Genomic DNA, 23,241 nt, shown 5'->3' on the forward strand with positions numbered 1-23,241 from the left:
CCCAATGGGTAGTAACCCGCGGCTGCCTTGGCCATTTGGGTCACTTGCAGTAATGGATTGCTCTTGCTCTTGAAGGGATGGCTCCAGTTTTTCAGTGGAGTCAGTGCGCCGTCACGTGACTGCGCAAACGGTTGAGACGGAGCCGGGGACGTCTGCCGCGTCGGAGGGTCCGACACGTAAATCGGCTCTTCCCTACCAGGGCCGAAGAGATCAAATAGACGAGAAAACAAATTCGCCATGGTGCTTCACTCGATGTCTGCAATAGGGCAACCCAGAGACATCCATAAGTCCCTGGATTGGCGAAGTCACAGAGAGTAAAGAGTTGCTATCCGTGGCGAATGTCGGAAGGTTCGCCTTTTAGTGAAGGTTGCTTCCTGATACTTTTTGCTCAGTTGGCAAAGCGAATACTGGCTCAAAGCCAGTATTCTCCCCCCTCTGCAAATCATTCCTTTGGCTGATTTGGCTGAAACATAAGCGCTCTACAGTGCAGATCGTTCAGCCAAGACCGTGCAGTCATAAAAGGGATTCGTATGTTGCAGACCCGTGTTATTCCCCCCGCCGAAGGTGCGTACCAATATCCACTGTTGATCAAGCGCCTGCTGATGTCCGGTGCTCGCTACGAAAAGACCCGGGAAATCGTCTATCGCGACAAGCTGCGCTACACCTACCCGACCTTGATCGAACGGGTCGCACGCCTGGCCAATGTGCTGACCGAAGCCGGGGTCAAGGCCGGTGACACCGTGGCAGTGATGGACTGGGACAGCCATCGCTACCTGGAATGCATGTTCGCCATCCCGATGATCGGCGCGGTGATCCACACCATCAACGTGCGCCTGTCGCCGGAGCAAATTCTCTACACCATGAATCACGCCGAAGACCGCTTTGTGCTGGTCAACAGTGAGTTCGTGGGCCTGTACCAGGCCATCGCCGGGCAGCTCACTACCGTCGACAAGACTCTGCTGCTCACTGATGGCGAATCAAAGACTGCCGAGCTGCCGAATCTGGTGGGCGAGTACGAAACCCTGCTCGCCGCCGCCAGCCCCAAGTATGACTTCGAGGATTTCGACGAGCATTCTGTCGCGACCACCTTCTACACCACCGGCACCACCGGCAATCCCAAGGGCGTGTATTTCACCCATCGCCAACTGGTACTGCACACCATCGGCGTGGCGACCATCATGGGCAGCATCGACAGCGTGCGCCTGCTGGGCACCAACGACGTGTACATGCCGATCACGCCGATGTTTCACGTGCACGCCTGGGGCCTGCCGTATGTGGCGACCATGCTTGGCCTGAAGCAGGTTTACCCTGGCCGCTACGACCCGGAATACCTGGTGGAGCTGTGGCGCAAGGAAAAGGTCACCTTCTCCCACTGCGTGCCGACCATCCTGCAAATGGTGCTCAACGCCAAGGCCGCCCAAGGCGTGGATTTTGCCGGCTGGAAAATCGTCATCGGCGGCAGCGCGCTCAATCGCTCGCTGTATGAGGCGGCGAAGGCGCGCGGGATTCAACTGACCGCCGCGTACGGCATGTCCGAGACTGGCCCGCTGGTGTCCTGCGCCCATCTCAACGAAGAGCTGCTGGCCGGCAGCGAAGACGAGCGCATCACCTATCGCATTAAAGCCGGCGTGCCTGGACCGTTGGTGGAAGCAGCGATCATGGACACTGAGGGCAACTTCCTGCCTGCCGACGGCGAGTCCCAGGGCGAGTTGGTGTTGCGTGCGCCGTGGCTCAGCGAAGGTTATTTCAACGAGCCGCAGAAGGGCGCCGAGCTGTGGGCTGGCGGCTGGATGCACACCGGGGACGTGGCCACGCTGGATGCATTTGGTGTGATCGATATCCGCGACCGCATCAAGGACGTGATCAAGACCGGCGGCGAGTGGATCTCCTCACTGGCCCTCGAAGACCTGGTCAGCCGTCACCCGGCGGTACGCGAAGTAGCGGTGGTGGGCATCGCCGATCCGCAGTGGGGCGAGCGCCCGTTTGCGCTGTTGGTGGTGCATGATGGCCATATGATAGGGGCCCGCGAGCTCAAGGAACACCTCAAGCCTTTTGTCGAATTGGGCCATTTGAGCAAGTGGGCGATTCCAAGCCAGATCGCCGTTGTTACTGAAATTCCCAAGACCAGTGTCGGCAAACTCGATAAAAAACGTATCCGTATCGACATCATCGAATGGCAGGCCAACAACAGTACCTTCCTGTCCACTCTCTGATGCCCCTCGCCGTGCCCGTTCGGGCACGGCAATGCTCTATCTTGCGCCTCTACTTGTGATTTTCCGATTTTCAGCCATCCTCTCCGCGTCGGCCTTTGCCGACATGGCGAAAGGGCTGTGGCAGACGGGTCGGTGATGCGAATCACACTTTAGAGGGATCAAGCGGTACCCCCTGCTGGCTATAGTCCTACTCAGAGTTTTTCAAGGATGCGTCGCTTCGGGCCATGGAGGTTCAGTTGCCAGGGCGGCATTGGAATCGTTGTATTCCGGCCGTTACAAGCATCACAAAAGAACTCACTGCCATAACAATAATGCACATGGAGTAGCGTCGATGACCTCAGTAAACCAGTTCTGGCGCCGGGCAAGATTGCCATTGGCCGTCAGCCTCGCCTCTACGCTCGCCGGGCCCGCATTCGGCGTCAGTTTCAATATCGGTGAAATCGAAGGGAGTTTTGACTCGTCTCTTTCCGTGGGTGCGAGCTGGTCGACGGCCAAGCCTGACCGGGATCTTATCGGCGTCAACAACGGTGGCAAGGGGTTGTCCCAGACCTCCGATGACGGTCACTTGAACTTCAAACGTGGCGAAACGTTCTCGAAGATCTTCAAGGGGATTCATGACCTGGAGCTGAAGTACGGCGATACCGGTGTGTTTGTGCGTGGCAAGTACTGGTACGACTTCGAACTCAAGGACGAGAGCCGCGAGTTCAAGGACATCAGCGATAACAATCGCAAAGAGGGCGCCAAGTCTTCCGGTGGGCAGATACTCGATGCGTTTATCTACCACAACTATTCCATTGCCGATCAGCCCGGCAACGTGCGGTTCGGTAAGCAAGTCGTTAGCTGGGGTGAAAGCACCTTCATTGGCGGCGGCATCAACTCCGTTAACCCAATTGATGTGTCCGCATTCCGTCGTCCGGGTGCAGAAATCAAGGAAGGCTTGATTCCGGTCAACATGTTCTATGTGTCGCAAACCCTGACCGATAACTTGTCGGCGGAAGCTTTTTATCAGTTGGAATGGGACCAGACCGTTACGGATAACTGCGGGACGTTCTTCTCGCAGCCTGATGTTATTTCCGATGGCTGTACCGATAACCTCCGACTGCTCAGCAAGCGTTCGTTCCTCGCGACTCAGCCCGGCGCGTTGCCGCTGCTGAATAACTTTGGGGTCAACGTCAACGAAGAAGGCGTGCTGGTCAAGCGTGGACCGGATCGCGATGCCCGCGACAGCGGTCAATTCGGCGTGGCGTTTCACTATAACTACGAGCCGTTGGACACCGAGTTCGGCGCCTACTTCATGAATTATCACAGCCGGGCTCCGATTTTCAGTGCTCGGGGGGCGTCGGCTGCGACTTATGCAGCGGCCAACTCTCTGACACCTACGCCAGCGGCGGGTCTTCGTCCGCTTATTGTCGCGGGTAACTCCAGCTACTTCGTCGAGTACCCCGAGGATATCCGCCTTTATGGTTTGAGCTTCTCCACAACGTTACCTACCGGCACAGCCTGGAGCGGAGAACTCAGCTACCGGCCAAACGCTCCGGTGCAGCTCAACACAACCGACATTCTCTATGCGGGCGTCACGCCGTTGATCGGCCTGGGTGCAGCTTCTCCGCTTAAAGGGGCTGCCGACACGGATCTGAATGGCTACCGTCGTAAGGAAATCACTCAGTTCCAGACAACCTTTACGCACTTTTTCGATCAGGTCATGGGGGCAAGCCGCCTGACGTTGGTTGGCGAAGTGGGTGTGACTCACGTAGGTGGCCTGGAAAGCCGTGACAAGGCACGTTACGGGCGTGACCCCGTTTATGGTCCTGGACAAGGTGCCCTGTGTGCAGCGCTTAACACCGGCACGATCACTGGGGCTGGTGCTGGCGCCGACGGCAGTAACCGTACTGCAAATTGCAATAACGACGGTTTCACCACGTCCACTTCCTGGGGCTACCGTGGCCGCGCAATCTGGGAGTACCCGGATGTCTTCGCAGGGGTGAACCTCAAGCCTAACGTGGCGTGGTCCCATGACGTGAGTGGTTACTCGCCAGGTCCTGGCGGCAACTTTGAAGAGGGTCGTAAGGCGGTGAGCCTGGGGTTGGACGCTGAATACCAGAATACCTACACGGCGAGTCTTGCCTACACCAACTTCTTTGGTGGCGACTTCAACACGTCGAATGACCGCGACTTCGTCGCCCTGAGCTTCGGCGCGAACTTCTAAGCACACTGTATTTTCAGGAAGAACCAGAACATGAAAATAACCAAAAGTCTGTTGCACGTGGGTGTGCTTGGACTGTCGATCCTGGCGAGCAACGTCATGGCGGCAGTGTCGGCGGATGAAGCCGCCAAGCTGGGCACCAGCCTGACCCCGATGGGCGCTGAAATGGCCGGTAACGCGGCCGGCACCATCCCGAAATGGTCGCCACTGCCGACCAATGCGGGGGCTGTGGATTCTAAAGGTTTCCTGGCCAACCCTTACGCCAGTGAACAGCCGCAATTCACCATCACCGCGCAAAACGTCGAGCAGTACAAAGACAAGCTGGCACCGGGGCAGTACGCGATGTTCAAGCGTTACCCGGAAACCTTCAAGATGCCGGTCTACCCGACCCATCGTGGCGCCACCGTGCCGGCGGCGGTGTTCGACTCCATCAAGAAGAACGCCACCACCACCAACCTGGTGTCCGGCGGCAACGGCCTTGAGAACTTCGAAACGGCCGTGCCGTTCCCGATTCCGAAAACGGGCGTCGAGGTTATCTGGAACCACATCACCCGTTATCGCGGTGGCAGCGTGACCCGCCTGGTAACCCAGGCCACGCCGCAAACCAACGGTTCCTACAGCCTGGTGTACTTCCGCGACCAGTTCGTGTTCCGCGACAAGATGAAGGACTTCGACCCGAAAAACCCAGGCAACGTGCTGTTCTACTTCAAGCAGCAAGTGACCGCGCCAGCACGCCTGGCCGGTGGTGTGCTGCTGGTGCACGAAACCCTGGACCAGGTGAAGGAACCGCGTTCGGCGTGGGTCTACAACGCCGGCCAGCGCCGTGTGCGCCGCGCGCCACAAGTGTCCTATGACGGACCAGGCACCGCAGCCGATGGCCTGCGTACCTCCGACAACCTCGATATGTACAACGGTGCTCCGGATCGCTACGACTGGAAGCTGGAGGGCAAGAAAGAAATCTACATCGCCTCCAACAGCTACAAGATCGATGATCCGAAGCTCAAGTACGCCGACATCATCAAGGCTGGCCACATCAACCAGGACCTGACACGCTACGAGCTGCGCCGCGTCTGGCACGTGGTCGCCACCTTGAAGGAAGGCCAGCGCCATATCTATGCCAAGCGTGACTTCTTCATCGACGAAGACACCTGGCAAGCTGCGGTGATCGATCACTACGATGGCCGTGGCCAACTGTGGCGCGTCGCCGAAGCCCATGCCGAGAACTACTACGACAAACAAGTACCGTGGTACGCCCTGGAAACCCTCTACGACCTGCAGTCCGGCCGCTACTTGGCCCTGGGCATGAAGAACGAAGAGAAGCAGGCGTATGACTTCGGCTTCACCGCCACCACCAGCGACTTCACCCCAGCGGCTTTGCGCCAGGACGGTGTTCGCTAAGCTGCAGCTGTAACCCAATGTGGGAGGGGGCTTGCCCCCGATAGCAGTGTGACAGTCAGCCTAGGCATTGACTGACCCACCGCCATCGGGAGCAAGCCCCCTCCCACTTTTTGTTTGTGGCGATATTTTTTGTCGCAGTTCTTTTTCAGGCAAATGTTGCAAAGATCTACAAACCTGCTGCTTTTACCGCTAGTCTGCGGACATCTGCAATGCCGACAACAGCCTTCTACAAGAGCCCGGCGATGACTGATCTGTCCCGAATCCATGGGCCTGCCAGTGTGGTAATCCCGACCCTGGAAGGTCGCTTCTACAGGCCTCCGCTGCCTGACGGCTACGTGCTGCGCCCACGCCTGTGTGAACGGCTGAGCGCCGGCCTCGACGGGCGGTTGCTGTTGGTCAGCGCCCCGGCGGGTTTCGGCAAGAGTTCGTTGGCGGTGGAATTCTGCCAGAGCCTGCCATCCCACTGGCAAAGCCTGTGGCTGGGCCTGAACCCTCGGGACAACGACCCAGGACGCTTCCTTGAGCGTCTGCTCGAAGGGTTGCAGCAGTACTTCCCCGCACTCGGCGCCCAATCCCTGGGCCTGCTGAAAATGCGCCAGCGTCACCAACCTTTTGCCTTTGAAGAATGGCTGGATGGCTTGCTTGATGAGCTGGCGGTCCATCTGTCCACGCGGGCGCCGTTGCTGCTGGTGCTGGACGACTATCACCTGGCCCAGGGCCCGGTGCTGGACCGCTGTCTGCAATTTTTCCTCAATCATCTGCCTGATGGCCTGGTGGTACTGGTCACCAGTCGCCAGCGCCCTGACTGGCATCTGGCACGCTTGCGCCTGTCGCGGCACCTGTTGGAGTTGCACGAGCAAGACCTGCGCCTGACCCATGCCGAATCCCAGGCGCTGTTGGATCGCCACAGCAGTTCCCTGAGCGGTGAGGCCCTCGACAACCTGATCCGTCGCAGCGAAGGCTGGGTGGCGGGACTGCGCTTCTGGCTGCTGGCGGCTTCCGAAGCTGGCAACGAAGGCGCCTTGCCGCAAAACCTGCACGGTGGGGAAGGGCTGATCCGCGACTATTTGCTGGAAGAGGTGATCGACTGCCTGCCGCCCGAAGTGCAGGCGTTCCTGTTCGATACGGCCCCCCAGGATCGTTTCTGCAGCGAATTGTGCGACGCCGTGCGCGAGGCCCATGACAGCGCCGAGATCCTGCGTTACCTGCAAGCCCACCAGGTTTTCCTGGTGCCCTTGGACGAGCAGGGCCATTGGTACCGCTATCATCATTTATTCTCCGACCTGCTGCGCACCCGCCGTGCGAGCAGCAATGTACTGCCGGCCGCCAGCCTGCACCTGCGCGCTTGCCGCTGGTTCAACGGCCAAGGCTTGATCGACGAGGCGGTAGAGCAGGCGTTACGCGCCGGGCACCTGGACGTTGCGGCCAGCCTGGTGCAGAACCTGTCCGAAGAGCAGCTGCTGGCTGAGCAGAATGTCGGCATGTTGCTGCGCTGGAAAATGGACTTGCCCGACAGTCTGTTGATCAGCACACCGCGTTTGATCGTGCTGTACAGCTGGGCACTGGGATTGGCCTGTCAGTTGGATGCTGCGGAAGAACTGTCCGGCTACCTCAGTCGCTTCCTGCCCGCTCCGTCGGCCACGGCGCAAAAGTCGATGCTGGCCCAGTGGCTGGCGCTGAGCGGGATTATCGCCCGTGGCCGGGGTGACCGTGAGTTGACTGAGCGTTATTGCAGCGAGGCCTTGGAAAGTCTGCCGCAACGGCGTTACGGGCAACGTCTGGTGTGCCTGTCGACGCTGTCCAATCTGGCGATTGCCAATGGTGACTTGTGGCGCGCCCGTGGGCTGAACCGCGAATCACTGGAGTTGGCGCAGCGCGTCGGCAACCCGTTGTTTGAAGCCTTGGCCCATTACGATCGTGCGCGGGTATTGCAAGCACGCGGCGAAATCCTGCGGGCTCTTGATGAAGTACGCCAGGGCCTGCAACGTTTGCACGGGCTGGCGCCGCAGCGGCTTTACGCGGTACGTGCGCGTTTGTCGTTGTACGAAGGTTATCTGCTGTTGGTGCGCAATCAGCCGGAAGCCGGTATCGCCCATCTGCGCGCAGGCCTGGCGGAGGCGCGCGCCTGTCGCGACATCAGCGTCCTGATCGGCCATTGCGTGATCGCCAGCTTCGAAGGGCGGCGCAATGACTTCTCCAAAGCCTTCGCCGAGCTCGCCGAGGCCGAACGTTTGATGCATATCTGGGACGTGCCGCCCATCTACTACCTGGCGATGATCACCCTGATCAAATGCGAGCTGTGGCTGGCCCAGGGCCGCACCGACCTGGCCGACGCCTGGTTGACGCGGCTGGGGCAGACCTACAATGGCGAGCAGGCTGCCGCTGCGCCGGAATTCCACCCGCATTTGCCGCAACATATCGGGCTGCAACAAGCCGCCCTCGATGCCATCCGCCATCAGCCCGAGGCCGCATTGCAACGGCTCGACGCACTGGCGCAACAGGCCCATGACAGTGGGCGCCAGATGATTGCCTTGATGGCGCTTACCCAGCAGGCACAGTTGCTGCTGGACGGCGGTCAGGAAGCCAAGGCGCGGCCGGTATTGGCGCGAGCGCTTGAGGCCGGTGCCGGAGGAGCGTTGCAACCTTTCCAGAGGCTGCTGGAAAACCACCCGGACTGGATGCGCGAGCAACTTGGCAAGGATCCCCAGGGCGTGCTGAATCAGAGCCTTGTGGTGCTGCTGCCCGTCGTTGTGGCGGCTGACGTGTCACCTAACCATGAGGCCCTGAGCGCCCGGGAACTGGCCGTGTTGCAACTCATTGCCCAAGGCTGCTCCAACCAGGAAATCAGCAACCGGCTGTTTATCTCACTGCACACCGTCAAGACCCACGCCAGCCACATCAACAGCAAGCTTGGCGTGGAGCGACGCACCCAGGCGGTGGCGCGGGCGCAGGAGCTTAGGTTGATTGGCTAGCGTGTTTACTCGCGCTGGAGCGGCAAGCGCTCCCCTTCTGTTTTAATAGTGCGTTTACTTCAGCGCTATTTGATTTGCACCCGAGGACTGCCCATGGAACCCACAACGCCCGCGCTCATCCGCGAAACCTTCCCCGTCGGGCCCCTGCAATGCAACTGCACCATCATCGGCGATCCCATCACCAAAAAAGCCATCGTGGTCGACCCCGGCGGCAACCACGAGCTGATCCTGGCGCGCCTCGATGCGCTGGGCCTCAAGGTTGTGAGCATCATCCACACTCACGCCCACCTCGATCACTTCCTGGCATCCGGCCAGCTGAAAGAGAAAACCGGCGCCACGTTGCACCTGCACAAGGAAGATCAGTTCCTGTGGGACAACCTGGAAATGCAGTGCCAGATGTTTCGCGTGCCTTATACCCCGGTGCCGTCGCCGGACCGGTGGCTGGAAGATGACGAAGAATTGGCCTGCGGCTGCGGCGTAGCCTTGCATACGCCGGGTCACACGCCGGGGTCGATGAGTTTCTGGTTTGCTGATGCCAAGCTGCTGATCGCCGGCGACACGCTTTTCCGGCGTGGCGTGGGGCGCACGGATTTGTGGGGTGGGGACCAGGCCACTATCGTGCGCTCGATCAAACAGCGGCTTTACACGCTGGACGAGGGCGCCACGGTGGTCACCGGTCACGGGCCGGATACGCGCTTGGGCGAGGAGATGCGCGAGAATCCATTTGTGCGGGCTTGAGGGCAATCTGTTGTAGCAAAAACGCAGGTCGCGTTCAGCTGAGATCTGCTACGTTTTCTATAGCGGTAATGTGGCTAACCTTTTGTTACAGCTGCGCGAGTGGTCACGGAATTTTTGCCATTTGTCGTGTTCAAAACTCGGCACTGGTCCATTGCCAATGTCCTCTGCACCACAGAATGCAAAAGTAGGAGCTCTCTTCATGTTCACTCCGCGTCGTCTGCTTGTTGTCGCCACCGCCGTAGCCCTGTTATCCGGCTGCGCTTCACCTAATCCTTATGACGGCAGCAGCCAGGGACAGGCGAATAATGAATCCAGCGGTATGAGCAAAACCGCCAAGTACGGCGGCCTTGGTGCTCTGGCCGGTGCATTGGCCGGTGCTGCCATCGACCATAACAACCGTGGCAAGGGCGCACTGATCGGTGCGGTGGTTGCAGGTGCTGGCGCAGCGGGTTACGGCTACTACGCCGACCAACAGGAAAAGAAACTGCGCGAGAGCATGGCCAACACCGGGGTTGAAGTGCAGCGTCAAGGCGATCAGATCAAGCTGATCATGCCGGGCAACATCACCTTTGCCACCAACTCGGACGCGATCTCCAGCAGCTTCTATCAGCCGCTGAACAACCTGGCCAACTCCCTCAAGCAGTTCAACCAGAACACCATCCAGATCGTGGGCTACACCGACAGTACCGGTAGCCGCCAGCTGAACATGGACCTGTCCCAGCGTCGTGCGCAGAGCGTGGCCAACTACCTGACCTCCCAAGGCGTCAACGGCGCCAACCTGAGCGCACGAGGTGCCGGCCCTGATAACCCGATTGCTAGTAACGCCGACGTCAATGGCCGTGCCCAGAACCGTCGCGTAGAGGTCAACCTTGGGCCAATTCCAGGTCAGCAATACGGCGGTCAGCAGCAGGCGCCTCAACAAAACAACCAGTTCCAGGGCAACCCGTACCAGCAGTACCAGTAAACAGCGAAATAAAAAGGGCGCCGTGCAATCAATGCACGGCGCCCTTTTTTGTGCCTGTCGGTTACATCAGTCGATGTATTCGAACACCTTCACGATTTTCTGCACGCCGGATACACCCTGTACCAGGTTGGAGGCTCGGGTGGCTTCTGCCTGTGTCAGCAAGCCCATCAGGTACACGATGCCGTTGTCTGTCACGACCTTGATCCGCGAGCCAGGGATCGCGTTGTCGGTCAGCATCTGTGCCTTGATCTTGGTGGTCAGCAGCGCGTCGTTGCTGATGGCCAGCAGGGTGATAGGGTCCATGACCTGCAATTCGTTGTGGACCTTCTTGACCCGCTGAACCGAGGCGGCTGCTTGTTCTGCTTGAGCCTTGAGATCGGCCCGCGGGGTTTGACCGGCGAGCAGTACGACACCGTTAAAGCTGGTGACGACGATGCGAGACGCACCGTTGCCCAGATCCGTGGCGGCTTTGGCGACGTTGACTTCCACCTTGGTTTCGATCAACGAGTCGTCGATCTTGCTGCCGAAGGTGCGCGTGCCCTTGTCATCCTGAATAGGGGTGTCACGTGTTGCAGTGATCGCCGTGCTGCAGCCGCTGATGCCGAGGCACAGCGTAATGGCCAAGAGGCCGAGGCGGTTAACGGTCATTCTTCACTCCCAAACAGTTGGCTGTCGATCAGATCGCACAGGCAGTGGATCGCCAGCAGGTGGACTTCCTGAATACGTGCGGTGACATTGGCCGGGACGCGAATTTCAACATCTTCGGGCAGCAGCAGCGAGGCCATGCCGCCGCCATCGCGTCCGGTCAATGCTACGACAATCATTTCGCGATCATGTGCGGCCTGGATCGCTTGAATAATATTCGCCGAGTTGCCGCTGGTGGAAATCGCCAGCAGGACATCGCCCGGTTGGCCCAGGGCGCGGATCTGCTTGGAGAAGATTTCGTTGTAGCTGTAGTCGTTGGCAATCGAGGTGATCGTCGACGAATCGGTCGTCAAGGCGATAGCCGGCAGGCTCGGACGCTCACGCTCGAAGCGGTTGAGCAGCTCGGACGAGAAATGCTGGGCATCGCCAGCCGAACCGCCGTTGCCGCACGAAAGCATTTTGCCCTCGTTTAGCAAGGCATTGACCATGACCTGACTGGCTTGCTCGATGTGCGGTGCAAGTACGTCCATCGCCTGTTGCTTGGTGTCGATGCTGGCCTGGAAAAGCTGGCGAATTCGGGATTGCATGTCCATCTGTGTGACCTTAAGTAGCGCGGCTGTTTGGCACAGGAATGTGCAGCCCGCAAAGCAAAGAGCAAAAGTGTGTGGTGAAGATGTCCGGTGAGTCAGCTGTCGAAGGCATCTTTGAGCCAGTTCAGATCAGCCTTGCCAGACGGTGTGCTTTCTATGGCAACCACGTCGAAACGGCAGGGGGCGTCGGCCCACCGATGCTCTTTTTGCAGGAAAAACTGCGCGGCGAGTATCAGCTTCTGACGCTTGCGCCCGTCGATACTGGCGAGCGCGCCACCCCATTGTGCGTGTTTTCTGTAGCGGACTTCGACGAATACTACTGTATCGCCGTCAAGCATGACCAGATCAAGCTCGCCGCGTTTACACAACCAGTTCTGCGCCAGCAGGCGCAGACCCTGTTGCTGCAAGTGTTGCAGAGCTTGAAGTTCGGCATCCTTGCCGCATTGCGCGCTGGTCCGCTCGGGCATCAGCGCGGTGTGTCCGGCAGGCGTTGGACCTCGCCACCGACGAACTTGGCCCAAGGCATCTGGCGATCGACGCGCTGGTTGGCGCTGATACCCAGGTTGCCCGAAAGACCGTCAACCCGTGTATCTGGCAGCGCCTTGAGCTGGCCCAGGCGTGGTGCGAGGCGGTAGGCGTCGACGCCCATTGCATACAGGCGACCAAGGCTGCCATTGGCTTGCGGCCATTGTGCAGCAACCTGGTTACGCAGCGGATCGGTGGTGTTGAGCAGCCAAGGTGTTTCGCAGAACATGACGTTGGTCATGTCCAGATACTGGTTGCGGTCACCGCTGGCGCTGAACACGTGGGACGTTGCGTAGACCGGCACATCGCCGGCGTACTGGAAGTTCAGGGTCGGCTTGATCTGCTGGGCCAACTGCGGGGTGACGGCCAGGAAGATGAACTCGATGTCCTGGCGACGCGACGGTTGTGCCGCTACGTCGGTGCCCACGGTACTTTGCAGGCTCTTGGCGCGGCCTTCGCTTTTACGCAGTTGGAACAGATCGGCAATCTGCTGGGCCAGGGCGACCGGCTGGTCGACATACTCGACACCCATAACGGTGCCGCCATTGGCTTCCCAGTCCTGGCGGAACGCCTTGTAGACGCGCTCACCCCATTCGCCACGCGGCACCATCGCGGCTGCGCGATGCAGGCCGTCGGCGCGGGCACGGCGCGACACTTCGCGGGCTTCGTCTTCAGCGGCCAGCCCGAACTGGAACAATTGCGCATGGCCTTGATCGGTTTCGCTGTAGTTCAGCGCCAGGGTGGTGATCGGCAGTTGCGGGCGCGCACTGAGCTGTTTGACCAGCGGCTTCTCCAGTGGGCCGACAACCAATTGCACGCCGGCGGCCTGGGCCTTGGCGTAGAAGTCGTCGATGGAGGTCAGGCGCGAGCTGTCATAGAACTCGATCACCGGCGGCTTCTGGCCGGCTTGTTCAGCCTGGTAGTGAGCCGCCATGAAGCCTTCACGCAACGCCTTGCCGACGGAGGCCAGCGGGCCTTCTTGCGGCAGCAGCAGGGCGATCTTGTTCAGGGGTTGGCTCGCCAGTTCCTTGAGTTTGGTCAGCGGCGTAGGCAGCTGCACGGCGGCCGGGTGGCCCGGATTCTGCGCACGCCAGGTGTCGATAGCCGCCTGTTGTTGCTCCAGCGTACCGGCGCCCTTGACCGCCTGGGCCAGGGAGATCCAGCCGTCCAGGATCGGGGTGCCGCTGGCTTGCAGCTGTTCGGCCGGCAGTGCGGCAATCAGCGTCCAGATGGCTTCGTGATTACTGTTGGCGGCCTCGCCAGTCAGCAGTGGCGCCATCGCGACCCTCTCGCGGGCAGCGGCGAGGGTCTGGCCATCGGCTTCGTAAGCGCGGGCATGCACGGTACCGGTGCGGATCTGCTGTTCGGTCGGCAGATCCTTCAGGCTTTGCAGGCTTGGGTGGTTCAAGGCCGTCAGCGCGGCTTTGGGCTGGTTGCGCGCCATGGCCAGTTCGGCGGCCAGTGTGCTGGCAAATACTTGTGCGGCTGGCTTGAGGGTATCCAGGGGTACTTGTGCAAGAATCTGCGATGAGCGGCCGGGATTGTTCTGTTTGTAGGCCATGTCTGCCGCACTCAGGCGCAGCAATGCGGCCTTTTCTGGCGTCTTGGCGGTGGTGGCCTGTTCGAGCAGTTGCTCGATACTGGCATCCGGGGTCCGTGGAAGTTCGCCAAGGCTGGACGAGGGCGAGCTGGCGCAAGCCGCCAGTAAGGCAGCGAGGCAGAGGGCGGAGAGCAGCCGCAGGCAAGCGATCATGTAAGTGTTCCTGATACCGATCAAATTAGCGTGGAATTGTACCCAAGCACTGGCCCAGGCGCGATGTTACTGGCGTGAAACCGTCGATTTAGGTCGTGCAAATGTTGCTATTGGGCTGCCGTTGGCAATCGGCGGCTGAAAAGGCGTCGGCCGTGATGGCATATTTTCAAGGCGTCTACGCGCTACAATGTGGCTTTTGCCAACCATCGAGGTGTGCGTTTTGACTGCTCCAGGTCCTTTGAATTCCACTGCAGGCTCGCTTTTTGTCGTGGCGACGCCCATTGGCAACCTGGACGACATCAGTGCCCGGGCGCTGAAAGTGTTGCGCGAGGTTAAATTGATCGCGGCGGAAGACACGCGGCACTCCCAACGGTTGATGCAGCATTTTGGTATCAGCACGCCATTAGCCGCGTGCCACGAGCATAACGAACGCGAAGAGGGCAGCCGCTTTATCGTACGCCTGCTGGCCGGTGACGATGTGGCGCTGATCTCCGACGCGGGCACGCCGCTGATTTCCGATCCGGGTTACCACTTGGTTCGCCAGGCGCGGGCCGCTGGTATCAATGTAGTGCCTGTTCCGGGGGCGTGCGCGCTGATTGCTGCATTGTCGGCGGCAGGCCTGCCTTCGGACCGCTTCATCTTCGAGGGTTTCCTGCCGGCCAAGGCGGTGGGGCGGCGTGCGCGCCTTGAGGCGGTAAAGGAAGAGCCACGGACGCTGATCTTCTACGAAGCGCCGCACCGCATCCTTGAATGTCTGCAGGATATGGAATTGGTGTTTGGCGGCGCGCGCCTGGCATTGCTGGCCCGTGAACTGACCAAAACCTTCGAAACCCTCAAGGGGCTGCCGCTGGAGGAACTGCGCGCGTTTGTCGAAGGTGACAGCAATCAGCAGCGCGGCGAGTGTGTTGTTCTGGTGGCGGGCTGGACGGCGCCGGAAGCCGAAGATGCAGTCGGCAGCGAGGCCATGCGTATCCTGGACCTGCTGCTCAAGGAAATGCCCCTCAAGCGTGCCGCAGCCTTGGCGGCGGAAATCACCGGCTTACGCAAGAACGTGTTGTATCAAGTCGCGCTGGATAAACAAAAAGCTGAATAGTTCCGGGGTTATAGCTGTATCTCGTCTGAACGTGATGGCGATGCTGCATTTTTAGTACTTGTCCTGAGGCCGCCGTGCCGTTAACCTGCGCGGCGGAGAGTCGATTGGACAGTCGCTGCCCTCTATGAAAATTAGGGGGGGGAGGAAAGTCCGGGCTCCATAGGGCGAAGTGCCAGGTAATGCCTGGGAGGCGTGAGCCTACGGAAAGTGCCACAGAAAATAACCGCCTAAGCACTTCGGTGCCGGTAAGGGTGAAAAGGTGCGGTAAGAGCGCACCGCACGACTGGCAACAGTTCGTGGCTAGGTAAACCCCACTTGGAGCAAGACCAAATAGGGTCCCAAGGCGTGGCCCGCGCTGGGACCGGGTAGGTTGCTAAAGGTGTCCAGTGATGGCCATCGTAGACGAATGACTGTTCAAGACAGAACCCGGCTTACAGATCGACTCTCCACCTTTTTCCTTCTGCCTGAATCTCAGGCAGAAACTCGGTAGTAGCGCAAGAATCCCTCCCTGCCAAATCATTGGCAGATGCATCTTCGTAATACCAAAAAAATCTTACTCTTAATAAATTACTTTAACTTTAAGTCGTAGCTCTTTGAGCTATTTGACCTTGCTGGGTCAAAAACACCGTCGAACTCTGGTTTCTCCTGCTTTTACGCTCCTAAATCTCCGTTCTGTAAGGCTTTTCCTTGAATCCGCGCCTTGACGGTGTGGTGGGCGCATTCCTATAGTGTGCGCAAGTGGCGGAAAGTGGCACAAAGTGGGTTTTTTGAACGTAAAACGCTAAAATTTGGAGAAACGCATCTGTGTTTCGCGGAGCTAACGCTATCAGTCTCGATGCAAAAGGCCGTCTCGCTATGCCGAGCCGGTATCGTGACGAGCTGATTTCGCGAAGTTCCGGGCAGTTAATCATCACGATCGATGCCGTTGACCCTTGTTTATGCGTTTACCCCCTCGATGAGTGGGAGTTGATCGAAACCAAATTGCGCGCCCTGCCTTCATTGCGTGAAGAAAACCGCCGCCTGCAGCGTTTGCTGATCGGTAATGCCGTCGACCTTGAACTCGATGGCAGCGGTCGTTTCCTGGTGCCCCCGCGTCTGCGCGAGTACGCCAAGCTGGACAAGCGCGCAATGCTGGTCGGCCAACTGAACAAGTTCCAATTGTGGGACGAAGATGCCTGGGATGCTGTTTCTGCAGCTGACCTGGCTGCTATTCAACAACCGGGCGCTATGCCTGATGAACTGCGTGATTTGATCCTGTGACTATTGATAGCGGCTTTAACCACATCACCGTACTGCTTGACGAAGCCGTTGAGGCTCTCGCCGTACGCGCGGATGGCTGCTATTTGGATGGCACCTTCGGCAGGGGCGGGCACAGCCGGTTGATACTCAGCCAGCTCGGGTCCGACGGTAAGCTTCTCGGATTCGACAAAGACCCCCAAGCGATTGCCACCGGGCAAGCGCTAGCGGCCGAAGACGGCCGCTTTGTCGTTGTGCAGCGCAGCTTTGCCGAGCTGGGCGCCGAAGTGGCTGAGCGCGGCATGGCGGGCAAGGTGGCCGGGGTTTTGCTCGACCTGGGCGTGTCTTCGCCACAGCTCGACGACCCGGAGCGCGGCTTCAGTTTCATGAACGACGGCCCCCTCGACATGCGCATGGACCCTACCCGTGGCATCAGCGCGGCACAATTCATCGCCACCGCTCCCCATGAAGAAATCACCCGCGTATTCAAGGAATACGGTGAAGAGCGCTTCGCCGGTCGCATGGCCCGTGCCGTGGTCGAGCGCCGCGAGATCCAGCCGTTCGAGCGCACTGCCGACCTGGCCGAAGTGCTGAAAGTCGCCAACCCTGCCTGGGAAAAGGGCAAGAACCCGGCGACCCGTGCGTTCCAGGGCCTGCGTATTCACGTCAATAACGAATTGGGCGATCTGGAAGCAGGCCTCGAAGCCGCTCTGGACGCGTTGGAAGTCGGCGGTCGCCTGGTGGTGATCAGCTTCCACTCCTTGGAAGACCGCATCGTCAAACTGTTCATGCGTCGCCTGGTCAAGGGTGAGTCCGACAACCTGCCGCGCAACCTGCCGGTGCGTTTCGAGGCCTTTGTGCCGAAAATCAAAATCCATGGCAAAGCGCAGTTCGCTTCCGAAGCGGAACTCAAGGCCAACCCACGCTCCCGTAGCGCCGTCATGCGCGTCGCGGAGAAGCTGCGGTGAGCAAGCTTTTCGCCAAGCCCCTGCCGGGCGGCAGCTTCTTCATGATGCTGCTGTACGTCGGCGTGCTGGTGTCCGCGATTGCGGTGTCCTACAGCGCGCACTACAACCGCCAATTGCTCAATACCCTCTATGGGGAATTGAGCGTGCGCGACAAAGCGCAGGCGGAGTGGGGCCGGTTGATCCTGGAGCAAAGCACCTGGACGGCCCATAGCCGTATCGAAGTGCTGGCGACCGAACAACTGAAAATGCACATCCCGGGCGCGGCCGACGTTCGCATGGTGGCGCCATGATGAAGCTCGAAGGCGCACTCTACCCATGGCGCTTCCGCCTGATGCTCGGCTTGCTGGCATTGATGGTGGGTGCGATTGCCTGGCGCATCATTGACCTGCAGGTGGTCGACCGCGACTTCCTGATCGGCCAGGGCGATGCCCGTAGCTTGCGTCATATCCCGATTCCTGCGCACCGCGGTCTGATCACTGACCGTAACGGCGAGCCTCTGGCCGTCAGTACGCCGGTGACCACCCTGTGGGCCAACGCCAAGGAATTGCAGGTGGCCAAGGACAAGTGGCCACAACTGGCTGCCGCCTTGGGCCAGGACCCAAAGGCTCTGGCTGAGCGTCTTGAAGCCCAGGCCAACAAAGAATTTATCTACCTCGTTCGCGGCCTCACCCCCGAACAAGGCCAGCAAGTGCTCGACCTTAAAGTCCCCGGTGTCTACGGCATCGAGGAGTTCCGTCGTTTCTATCCGGCCGGTGAAACCACTGCCCATATGGTCGGCTTTACCGACATCGATGACCACGGTCGCGAAGGCGTCGAGCTGGCCTACGATGAGTGGCTGGCCGGGGTTCCCGGCAAACGACAAGTCATCAAGGATCGGCGCGGCAGACTGATCAAGGATGTCCAAGTCACCAAAAACGCCAAGGCCGGCAAGCCCTTGGCGTTGTCGATTGACCTGCGTCTGCAATACCTGGCCAACCGCGAGCTGCGTAACGCGATCATCGAGAACGGCGCTAAGGCCGGCAGCCTAGTGATCATGGACGTGAAGACCGGCGAGATCCTGGCCATGGTCAACCAGCCGACCTACAACCCGAACAACCGTCGCAACCTGCAACCGGCGATGATGCGCAACCGCGCCATGATCGACGTGTTCGAGCCGGGTTCGACCATGAAAGCTATCTCCATGAGTGCCGCCCTGGAAACCGGACGCTGGAAGCCCAGCGACAAGGTCGAGGTGTACCCCGGCACGTTGCAGTTGGGCAAATACACCATTCGTGACGTATCGCGCACCGAAGGTCCAGTGCTGGATTTGACAGGCATCCTGATCAACTCCAGTAACGTCGGCATGAGTAAGGTCGCCTTCGATATCGGCGGCGAAACCATCTACCACCTGGCGCAAAAAATCGGCCTGGGCCAACCCACCGGCCTGGACTTCCCCGGTGAGCGCGTCGGCAACCTGCCGAACTACCGCGACTGGAAAAAGGCCGAGACCGCCACGCTTTCCTATGGTTACGGTCTGTCGGTAACCGCTATCCAACTGGCTCACGCCTTCTCCGTACTGGCCAACAATGGCCGCATGGTGCCGCTGAGCCTGATCCACGTTGACGAAGCGCCAAAAGCCACGCAGGTCATCCCGGAAAATGTCGCCAAGACCATGCAAGGCATGCTGCAACAAGTGATCGAAGCGCCTCGTGGCGTATTCCGTGCCCAGGTGCCGGCTTATCACGTAGCAGGCAAGTCCGGTACCGCACGTAAGACGTCGGTGGGGACCAAGGGCTATGCCGAAAACTCCTACCGTTCGCTTTTCGCCGGCTTCGGCCCGATGAGCGACCCACGCTACGCCATTGTTGTGGTGATCGACGAGCCAAGCAAAGCCGGTTACTTCGGTGGCCTGGTTTCGGCGCCTGTGTTCAGCAAAGTGATGTCCGGCACCCTGCGCCTGATGAACATCACGCCGGACAACCTGCCGCCGACCCAACAAGCGAACGCCGGACCACCGGCCGCTGCAGTCAAAGCCAATGGAGGGCGCGGCTGATGTCTCTTAGCCTGAACAAGATTTTCGCCCACGCCGGCCGCGATCTGCTGATTCGCGAGTTGACTCTGGACAGCCGTAATGTGCGCGCTGGTGACCTGTTCCTGGCGGTGCCGGGCGGCAAGGTCGATGGCCGTGCGCATATAGCCGACGCCTTGCAGCGCGGTGCAGCCGCCGTGGCTTATGAAGTGGAAGGCGCCACCGTGCTGCCGATCACCGACGTGCCGCTGATCCCGGTCAAAGGTCTGGCCAAGCAATTGTCGGACATCGCCGGGCGCTTCTATGGCGACCCGAGTCGTCACCTCAATCTGGTGGGCGTGACTGGCACCAACGGCAAGACCAGCGTGACCCAGCTGGTTGCCCAGGCGCTTGACCTGCTGGGCCAGCACTGCGGCATCGTGGGCACCTTGGGCACCGGGTTTTATGGCGCGCTGCAAAGCGGCCTGCATACCACGCCGAACCCTATCGCCGTGCAAGCGACCCTGGCCGACCTGAAAAAGGCCGGTGCCAAGGCGGTTGCCATGGAAGTCTCGTCCCACGGCCTCGACCAGGGCCGCGTGACTGCCCTGGCTTTTGACGTGGCAGTGATGACCAACCTGTCCCGGGACCACCTGGACTACCACGGCACCATGGAGGCGTACGCCGCCGCCAAGGCCAAGTTGTTCGCCTGGAGTGACTTGAAGTGCCGGGTCGTGAACCTGGACGATGAGTTCGGTCGCCAATTGGCTGCCCAGGACAGCGAATCGCGTTTGATCAGCTACAGCCTGCTGGACGCCAGCGCATACCTGTACTGCCGCGAAGCCCAATTCAATGACGAAGGCGTGCGCGCCACGCTGGTAACGCCCCAGGGCGAACACCACCTGCGCAGCACGTTGCTCGGGCGTTTCAACCTGAGCAACGTCCTCGCCGCCATCGGCGCGTTGCTTGGCCTGGATTACGCCTTGGACGAGATCCTCAAGGTGCTACCGAAGCTGGAAGGTCCGGCCGGTCGCATGCAGCGCCTGGGTGGCGGCACGCAGCCGCTGGTGGTGGTTGATTACGCCCATACCCCGGATGCCCTGGAAAAAGTCCTCGAAGCCCTGCGCCCTCACGCCAAAGGCAAGTTGCTCTGCCTGTTCGGTTGCGGCGGTGATCGTGATCGCGGCAAGCGTCCGCTGATGGCCGAGATTGTCGAGCGCTTGGCCGACGGCGTGCTGGTCACTGATGACAACCCGCGCAGCGAAAGCCCGAGCCAGATTTTCGACGATATCCGCGCAGGCTTCAAAGACGTCTCCAAGGCGACGTTCGTTGCTGGTCGCGGTGCGGCCATCGCGCAATTGATCGCCGGCGCCAGCGCTGACGACGTGGTCGTACTGGCCGGCAAAGGTCACGAGGACTACCAGGAAATCAACGGCGAGCGCCATGCCTTCTCCGATCTGGTCGAGGCCGATCATGCCTTGACCGCTTGGGAGGTTGCCCATGCTTAAGGCGATGACATTCGGTGAACTGACCCAGGCCCTGTCGGCCCGCGTGCTGTCGAGCGATTGCCGCTTCGATGGCGTGAGCATCGATAGCCGGGCGATCAAGCCGGGGCAACTGTTCGTCGCCTTGGCCGGCCCACGCTTTGACGGTCACGATTACCTGAACGACGTCGCTGCCAAAGGTGCCGTGGGTGCCTTGGTGCAGCGCGAAGTCGCCGACTCCACCTTGCCGCAACTGCTGGTCGCCGATACCCGGCTGGCCCTTGGCCAATTGGGTGCGCTCAACCGTGCAGCGTTCGATAAGCCTGTCGCCGCCGTCACTGGCTCCAGCGGCAAGACCACGGTCAAGGAACTGCTCGCCGGTGTACTGCGCACACGCGGCCCGGTGCTTGCGACCCGTGGCAACCTGAACAATGATTTCGGCGCCCCGCTGACCCTGCTCGAACTGGCCCCGGAACACACGGCGGCGGTGATAGAACTGGGGGCTTCGCGCGTCGGCGAAATCGCCTATACCGTGGCGCTGACCAAGCCCCACGTTGCGATCATCAACAATGCCGGCACCGCCCATGTGGGTGAGTTCGGCGGTCCGGAAAAAATCGTCGAAGCCAAGGGCGAAATCCTTGAAGGCCTCGACGCTTCGGGCACCGCCGTATTGAACCTCGACGACAAGGCTTTCGCGACCTGGCGTGCACGCGCTGCCGGTCGCAAGGTGCTGACGTTTGCCGTATTGAATGCCGCCGCAGACTTCCATGCCTCCAAGATCACGGTGGATGCCCGTGGCTGCCCAGCCTTCACCTTGCACACCCCGCAAGGTAACGAGCACGTGCAGTTGAATCTGCTGGGCAACCATAACGTCGCCAACGCCTTGGCCGCCGCCGCTGCCGCCCATGCCCTGGGTGTGTCGCTGTTCGGTATCGCCACGGGCCTGGGCGCGGTGCAGCCGGTCAAGGGCCGCACCGTGGCGCAACTTGCCAGCAACGGCATGCGGGTGATTGATGACACTTACAACGCCAACCCGTCCTCCATCAATGCCGCTGTGGATCTGCTCAAAGGCTTTGATGGGCGCAAAGTCCTGGTACTGGGCGATATCGGCGAGTTGGGCGATTGGGCTGAACAAGGCCATCGTGAAGTCGGCGCCTATGCCGCTGGCAAAGTGGACGCGCTCTACGCCGTTGGCACGAACATGGCCCATGCGGTCAACGCTTTCGGCCCCGGTGCGCGGCATTTCGCAACCCAGGCCGAGCTGATTCAGGCCTTGGGCGCAGCAGAACAAGACAAACACACAACCATTTTGATCAAGGGATCGCGCAGCGCGGTGATGGAAAACGTCGTCGCGGCCTTGTGCGGTTCAAGTACGGAGAAACATTAATGCTGCTGCTGCTGGCTGAGTATCTGCAACAGTTCCACAAAGGCTTCGCGGTCTTTCAGTACCTGACCCTGCGCGGGATCCTGGGTGTGCTGACCGCGCTGTCTCTGTCGCTGTTTCTGGGGCCGTGGATGATCCGCACCCTGCAGAACCTGCAAATTGGTCAATCGGTACGTAATGACGGCCCGCAGTCGCACCTGTCCAAGTCCGGCACCCCGACCATGGGCGGCGCGCTGATCCTGTCGTCGATCGGTATCAGCACCCTGCTCTGGGCAGACCTGCACAACCGTTACGTCTGGACGGTGCTGCTGGTGACTTTGCTGTTCGGCGCCATCGGCTGGGTCGACGACTATCGCAAAGTGATCGAGAAAAACTCCAAGGGGCTGCCGAGCCGCTGGAAGTATTTCTGGCAGTCGGTATTCGGCCTGGGCGCGGCGATCTTCCTGTACACCACGGCGCCAAGCGCAGTGGAAACCACCCTGATCATTCCGATGCTCAAGGACGCCAGCATTCCACTGGGCATCGGCTTCGTGGTGCTGACCTACTTCGTGATCGTCGGCTCCAGCAACGCGGTGAACCTGACCGATGGCCTCGACGGCCTGGCGATCATGCCGACGGTGATGGTGGGCGGCGCGCTCGGCATCTTCTGCTACCTGTCGGGTAACGTGAAATTCGCCGAATACCTGCTGATCCCTTATGTACCGGGCGCGGGTGAATTGATTGTGTTCTGCGGCGCCTTGATCGGTGCCGGCCTGGGTTTCCTGTGGTTCAACACCTACCCGGCACAAGTCTTCATGGGCGACGTCGGCGCACTGGCGCTGGGCGCAGCCTTGGGCACCATTGCGGTGATCGTTCGCCAGGAAATCGTGTTGTTCATCATGGGCGGTGTGTTCGTGATGGAAACCCTGTCGGTGGTCATCCAGGTGGCCTCCTTCAAGTTGACCGGGCGCCGGGTGTTTCGCATGGCGCCGATTCACCACCACTTTGAACTCAAGGGCTGGCCGGAGCCACGCGTGATTGTCCGTTTCTGGATCATCACCGTGATTCTGGTACTGGTCGGCCTTGCCACCCTGAAACTGAGGTAGAAA

18 protein-coding genes and 1 other RNA gene are annotated in these 23,241 nt (G+C 60.1%); 15 read left to right on the forward strand and 4 right to left on the reverse strand.

Annotated elements, in window-relative coordinates; all coding sequences use genetic code 11:
- Positions 1–530 precede the first annotated feature (530 nt).
- The 6 genes from AOA60_RS13920 (at position 531) to AOA60_RS13945 (ending at position 10,488) form a co-directional block, all read left to right on the forward strand.
- Positions 531–2,213, forward strand: a complete 1,683-nt coding sequence (locus AOA60_RS13920; RefSeq protein ID WP_099584902.1) for a fatty acid--CoA ligase — start codon at positions 531–533, stop codon at positions 2,211–2,213.
- A gap of 331 nt (positions 2,214–2,544) precedes the next feature.
- Positions 2,545–4,419, forward strand: coding sequence for a DUF1302 domain-containing protein (locus AOA60_RS13925; protein ID WP_099584903.1), 1,875 nt, complete (start codon positions 2,545–2,547; stop codon positions 4,417–4,419).
- Positions 4,420–4,449: 30 nt separating this feature from the next.
- Complete coding sequence (locus tag AOA60_RS13930; RefSeq protein WP_099584904.1) at positions 4,450–5,814, forward strand: DUF1329 domain-containing protein; 1,365 nt, start codon at positions 4,450–4,452, stop codon at positions 5,812–5,814.
- 242 nt (positions 5,815–6,056) lie between these two features.
- A complete protein-coding gene (locus AOA60_RS13935; protein ID WP_099584905.1) occupies positions 6,057–8,786 on the forward strand; it encodes a LuxR C-terminal-related transcriptional regulator in 2,730 nt (909 codons plus the stop codon).
- Positions 8,787–8,879: 93 nt separating this feature from the next.
- On the forward strand, positions 8,880–9,524 hold the full coding sequence (locus AOA60_RS13940; protein ID WP_099584906.1) for an MBL fold metallo-hydrolase: 645 nt from the start codon (positions 8,880–8,882) through the stop codon (positions 9,522–9,524).
- A gap of 199 nt (positions 9,525–9,723) precedes the next feature.
- Positions 9,724–10,488, forward strand: a complete 765-nt coding sequence (locus AOA60_RS13945; RefSeq protein WP_099584907.1) for an OmpA family protein — start codon at positions 9,724–9,726, stop codon at positions 10,486–10,488.
- 66 nt (positions 10,489–10,554) lie between these two features.
- Here the strand turns inward: AOA60_RS13945 and AOA60_RS13950 are convergent, their stop codons facing one another.
- The 4 genes from AOA60_RS13950 to AOA60_RS13965 all read right to left on the reverse strand — a co-directional run bounded on the left by AOA60_RS13950 (position 10,555) and on the right by AOA60_RS13965 (position 14,001).
- The gene (locus tag AOA60_RS13950) at positions 10,555–11,136 is read right to left on the reverse strand and encodes a BON domain-containing protein (protein ID WP_032886311.1); all 582 of its coding nucleotides are present in this window, start codon (positions 11,134–11,136) and stop codon (positions 10,555–10,557) included.
- Complete coding sequence (locus tag AOA60_RS13955; protein WP_007904374.1) at positions 11,133–11,726, reverse strand: phosphoheptose isomerase; 594 nt, start codon at positions 11,724–11,726, stop codon at positions 11,133–11,135. Before AOA60_RS13955 ends, AOA60_RS13950 begins: the two co-directional genes overlap by 4 nt.
- A 92-nt stretch (positions 11,727–11,818) precedes the next feature.
- Positions 11,819–12,190 (reverse strand): YraN family protein, encoded by a 372-nt coding sequence (locus AOA60_RS13960; RefSeq protein WP_099584908.1) that lies wholly within the window; start codon positions 12,188–12,190, stop codon positions 11,819–11,821.
- Positions 12,190–14,001 (reverse strand): penicillin-binding protein activator, encoded by a 1,812-nt coding sequence (locus AOA60_RS13965; protein ID WP_099584909.1) that lies wholly within the window; start codon positions 13,999–14,001, stop codon positions 12,190–12,192. Before AOA60_RS13965 ends, AOA60_RS13960 begins: the two co-directional genes overlap by 1 nt.
- A 187-nt stretch (positions 14,002–14,188) precedes the next feature.
- Between AOA60_RS13965 and rsmI the strand changes: the two genes are divergently transcribed.
- The 9 genes from rsmI to mraY all read left to right on the forward strand — a co-directional run bounded on the left by rsmI (position 14,189) and on the right by mraY (position 23,238).
- Complete coding sequence (rsmI, locus tag AOA60_RS13970; protein WP_160385005.1) at positions 14,189–15,094, forward strand: 16S rRNA (cytidine(1402)-2'-O)-methyltransferase; 906 nt, start codon at positions 14,189–14,191, stop codon at positions 15,092–15,094.
- Positions 15,095–15,190: 96 nt separating this feature from the next.
- Positions 15,191–15,544: RNase P RNA component class A (gene rnpB / locus AOA60_RS13975), an RNA gene on the forward strand.
- Between the two features lie 354 nt (positions 15,545–15,898).
- Entirely contained in the window at positions 15,899–16,354 is a 456-nt protein-coding gene (mraZ, locus tag AOA60_RS13980; RefSeq protein ID WP_003171868.1) for a division/cell wall cluster transcriptional repressor MraZ, read from the forward strand.
- Positions 16,355–16,356: 2 nt separating this feature from the next.
- Positions 16,357–17,298, forward strand: coding sequence for a 16S rRNA (cytosine(1402)-N(4))-methyltransferase RsmH (gene rsmH, locus AOA60_RS13985; protein ID WP_085986532.1), 942 nt, complete (start codon positions 16,357–16,359; stop codon positions 17,296–17,298).
- Entirely contained in the window at positions 17,295–17,588 is a 294-nt protein-coding gene (gene ftsL / locus AOA60_RS13990) for a cell division protein FtsL (protein ID WP_076951227.1), read from the forward strand. Before rsmH ends, ftsL begins: the two co-directional genes overlap by 4 nt.
- On the forward strand, positions 17,588–19,330 hold the full coding sequence (locus AOA60_RS13995; RefSeq protein ID WP_164673122.1) for a penicillin-binding protein 2: 1,743 nt from the start codon (positions 17,588–17,590) through the stop codon (positions 19,328–19,330). The genes ftsL and AOA60_RS13995 overlap by 1 nt, the downstream gene beginning before the upstream one ends.
- Complete coding sequence (locus AOA60_RS14000) at positions 19,330–20,793, forward strand: UDP-N-acetylmuramoyl-L-alanyl-D-glutamate--2,6-diaminopimelate ligase (RefSeq protein ID WP_099584910.1); 1,464 nt, start codon at positions 19,330–19,332, stop codon at positions 20,791–20,793. Before AOA60_RS13995 ends, AOA60_RS14000 begins: the two co-directional genes overlap by 1 nt.
- On the forward strand, positions 20,786–22,156 hold the full coding sequence (gene murF, locus AOA60_RS14005) for a UDP-N-acetylmuramoyl-tripeptide--D-alanyl-D-alanine ligase (protein WP_099584911.1): 1,371 nt from the start codon (positions 20,786–20,788) through the stop codon (positions 22,154–22,156). Before AOA60_RS14000 ends, murF begins: the two co-directional genes overlap by 8 nt.
- Positions 22,156–23,238 carry a phospho-N-acetylmuramoyl-pentapeptide-transferase gene (mraY, locus tag AOA60_RS14010; RefSeq protein WP_078740796.1) on the forward strand — a complete coding sequence of 361 codons (1,083 nt, stop codon included), beginning with the start codon at positions 22,156–22,158 and terminating at the stop codon, positions 23,236–23,238. Before murF ends, mraY begins: the two co-directional genes overlap by 1 nt.
- The last annotated feature ends 3 nt before the right edge of the window (positions 23,239–23,241 follow it).

The organism is Pseudomonas sp. 2822-17 (genome assembly GCF_002742485.1).
Classification (GTDB): Bacteria; Pseudomonadota; Gammaproteobacteria; order Pseudomonadales; family Pseudomonadaceae; genus Aquipseudomonas; species Aquipseudomonas cyclaminis.

Bases quoted from the DNA above. Each gene is read 5' to 3' on its own strand.
- rsmI (WP_160385005.1), top strand. From the start codon at position 14,189: ATGTGGCTTTTGCCAACCATCGAGGTGTGCGTTTTGACTGCTCCAGGT.
- AOA60_RS13960 (WP_099584908.1), bottom strand. From the start codon at position 12,190: ATGCCCGAGCGGACCAGCGCGCAATGCGGCAAGGATGCCGAACTTCAA.
- AOA60_RS13955 (WP_007904374.1), bottom strand. From the start codon at position 11,726: ATGGACATGCAATCCCGAATTCGCCAGCTTTTCCAGGCCAGCATCGAC.
- AOA60_RS13940 (WP_099584906.1), top strand. From the start codon at position 8,880: ATGGAACCCACAACGCCCGCGCTCATCCGCGAAACCTTCCCCGTCGGG.
- AOA60_RS13995 (WP_164673122.1), top strand. From the start codon at position 17,588: ATGAAGCTCGAAGGCGCACTCTACCCATGGCGCTTCCGCCTGATGCTC.
- mraY (WP_078740796.1), top strand. From the start codon at position 22,156: ATGCTGCTGCTGCTGGCTGAGTATCTGCAACAGTTCCACAAAGGCTTC.
- AOA60_RS13930 (WP_099584904.1), top strand. From the start codon at position 4,450: ATGAAAATAACCAAAAGTCTGTTGCACGTGGGTGTGCTTGGACTGTCG.
- AOA60_RS13950 (WP_032886311.1), bottom strand. From the start codon at position 11,136: ATGACCGTTAACCGCCTCGGCCTCTTGGCCATTACGCTGTGCCTCGGC.
- AOA60_RS13925 (WP_099584903.1), top strand. From the start codon at position 2,545: ATGACCTCAGTAAACCAGTTCTGGCGCCGGGCAAGATTGCCATTGGCC.
- AOA60_RS13920 (WP_099584902.1), top strand. From the start codon at position 531: ATGTTGCAGACCCGTGTTATTCCCCCCGCCGAAGGTGCGTACCAATAT.
- murF (WP_099584911.1), top strand. From the start codon at position 20,786: ATGCTTAAGGCGATGACATTCGGTGAACTGACCCAGGCCCTGTCGGCC.
- AOA60_RS13945 (WP_099584907.1), top strand. From the start codon at position 9,724: ATGTTCACTCCGCGTCGTCTGCTTGTTGTCGCCACCGCCGTAGCCCTG.
- AOA60_RS13965 (WP_099584909.1), bottom strand. From the start codon at position 14,001: ATGATCGCTTGCCTGCGGCTGCTCTCCGCCCTCTGCCTCGCTGCCTTA.
- AOA60_RS13935 (WP_099584905.1), top strand. From the start codon at position 6,057: ATGACTGATCTGTCCCGAATCCATGGGCCTGCCAGTGTGGTAATCCCG.
- AOA60_RS14000 (WP_099584910.1), top strand. From the start codon at position 19,330: ATGTCTCTTAGCCTGAACAAGATTTTCGCCCACGCCGGCCGCGATCTG.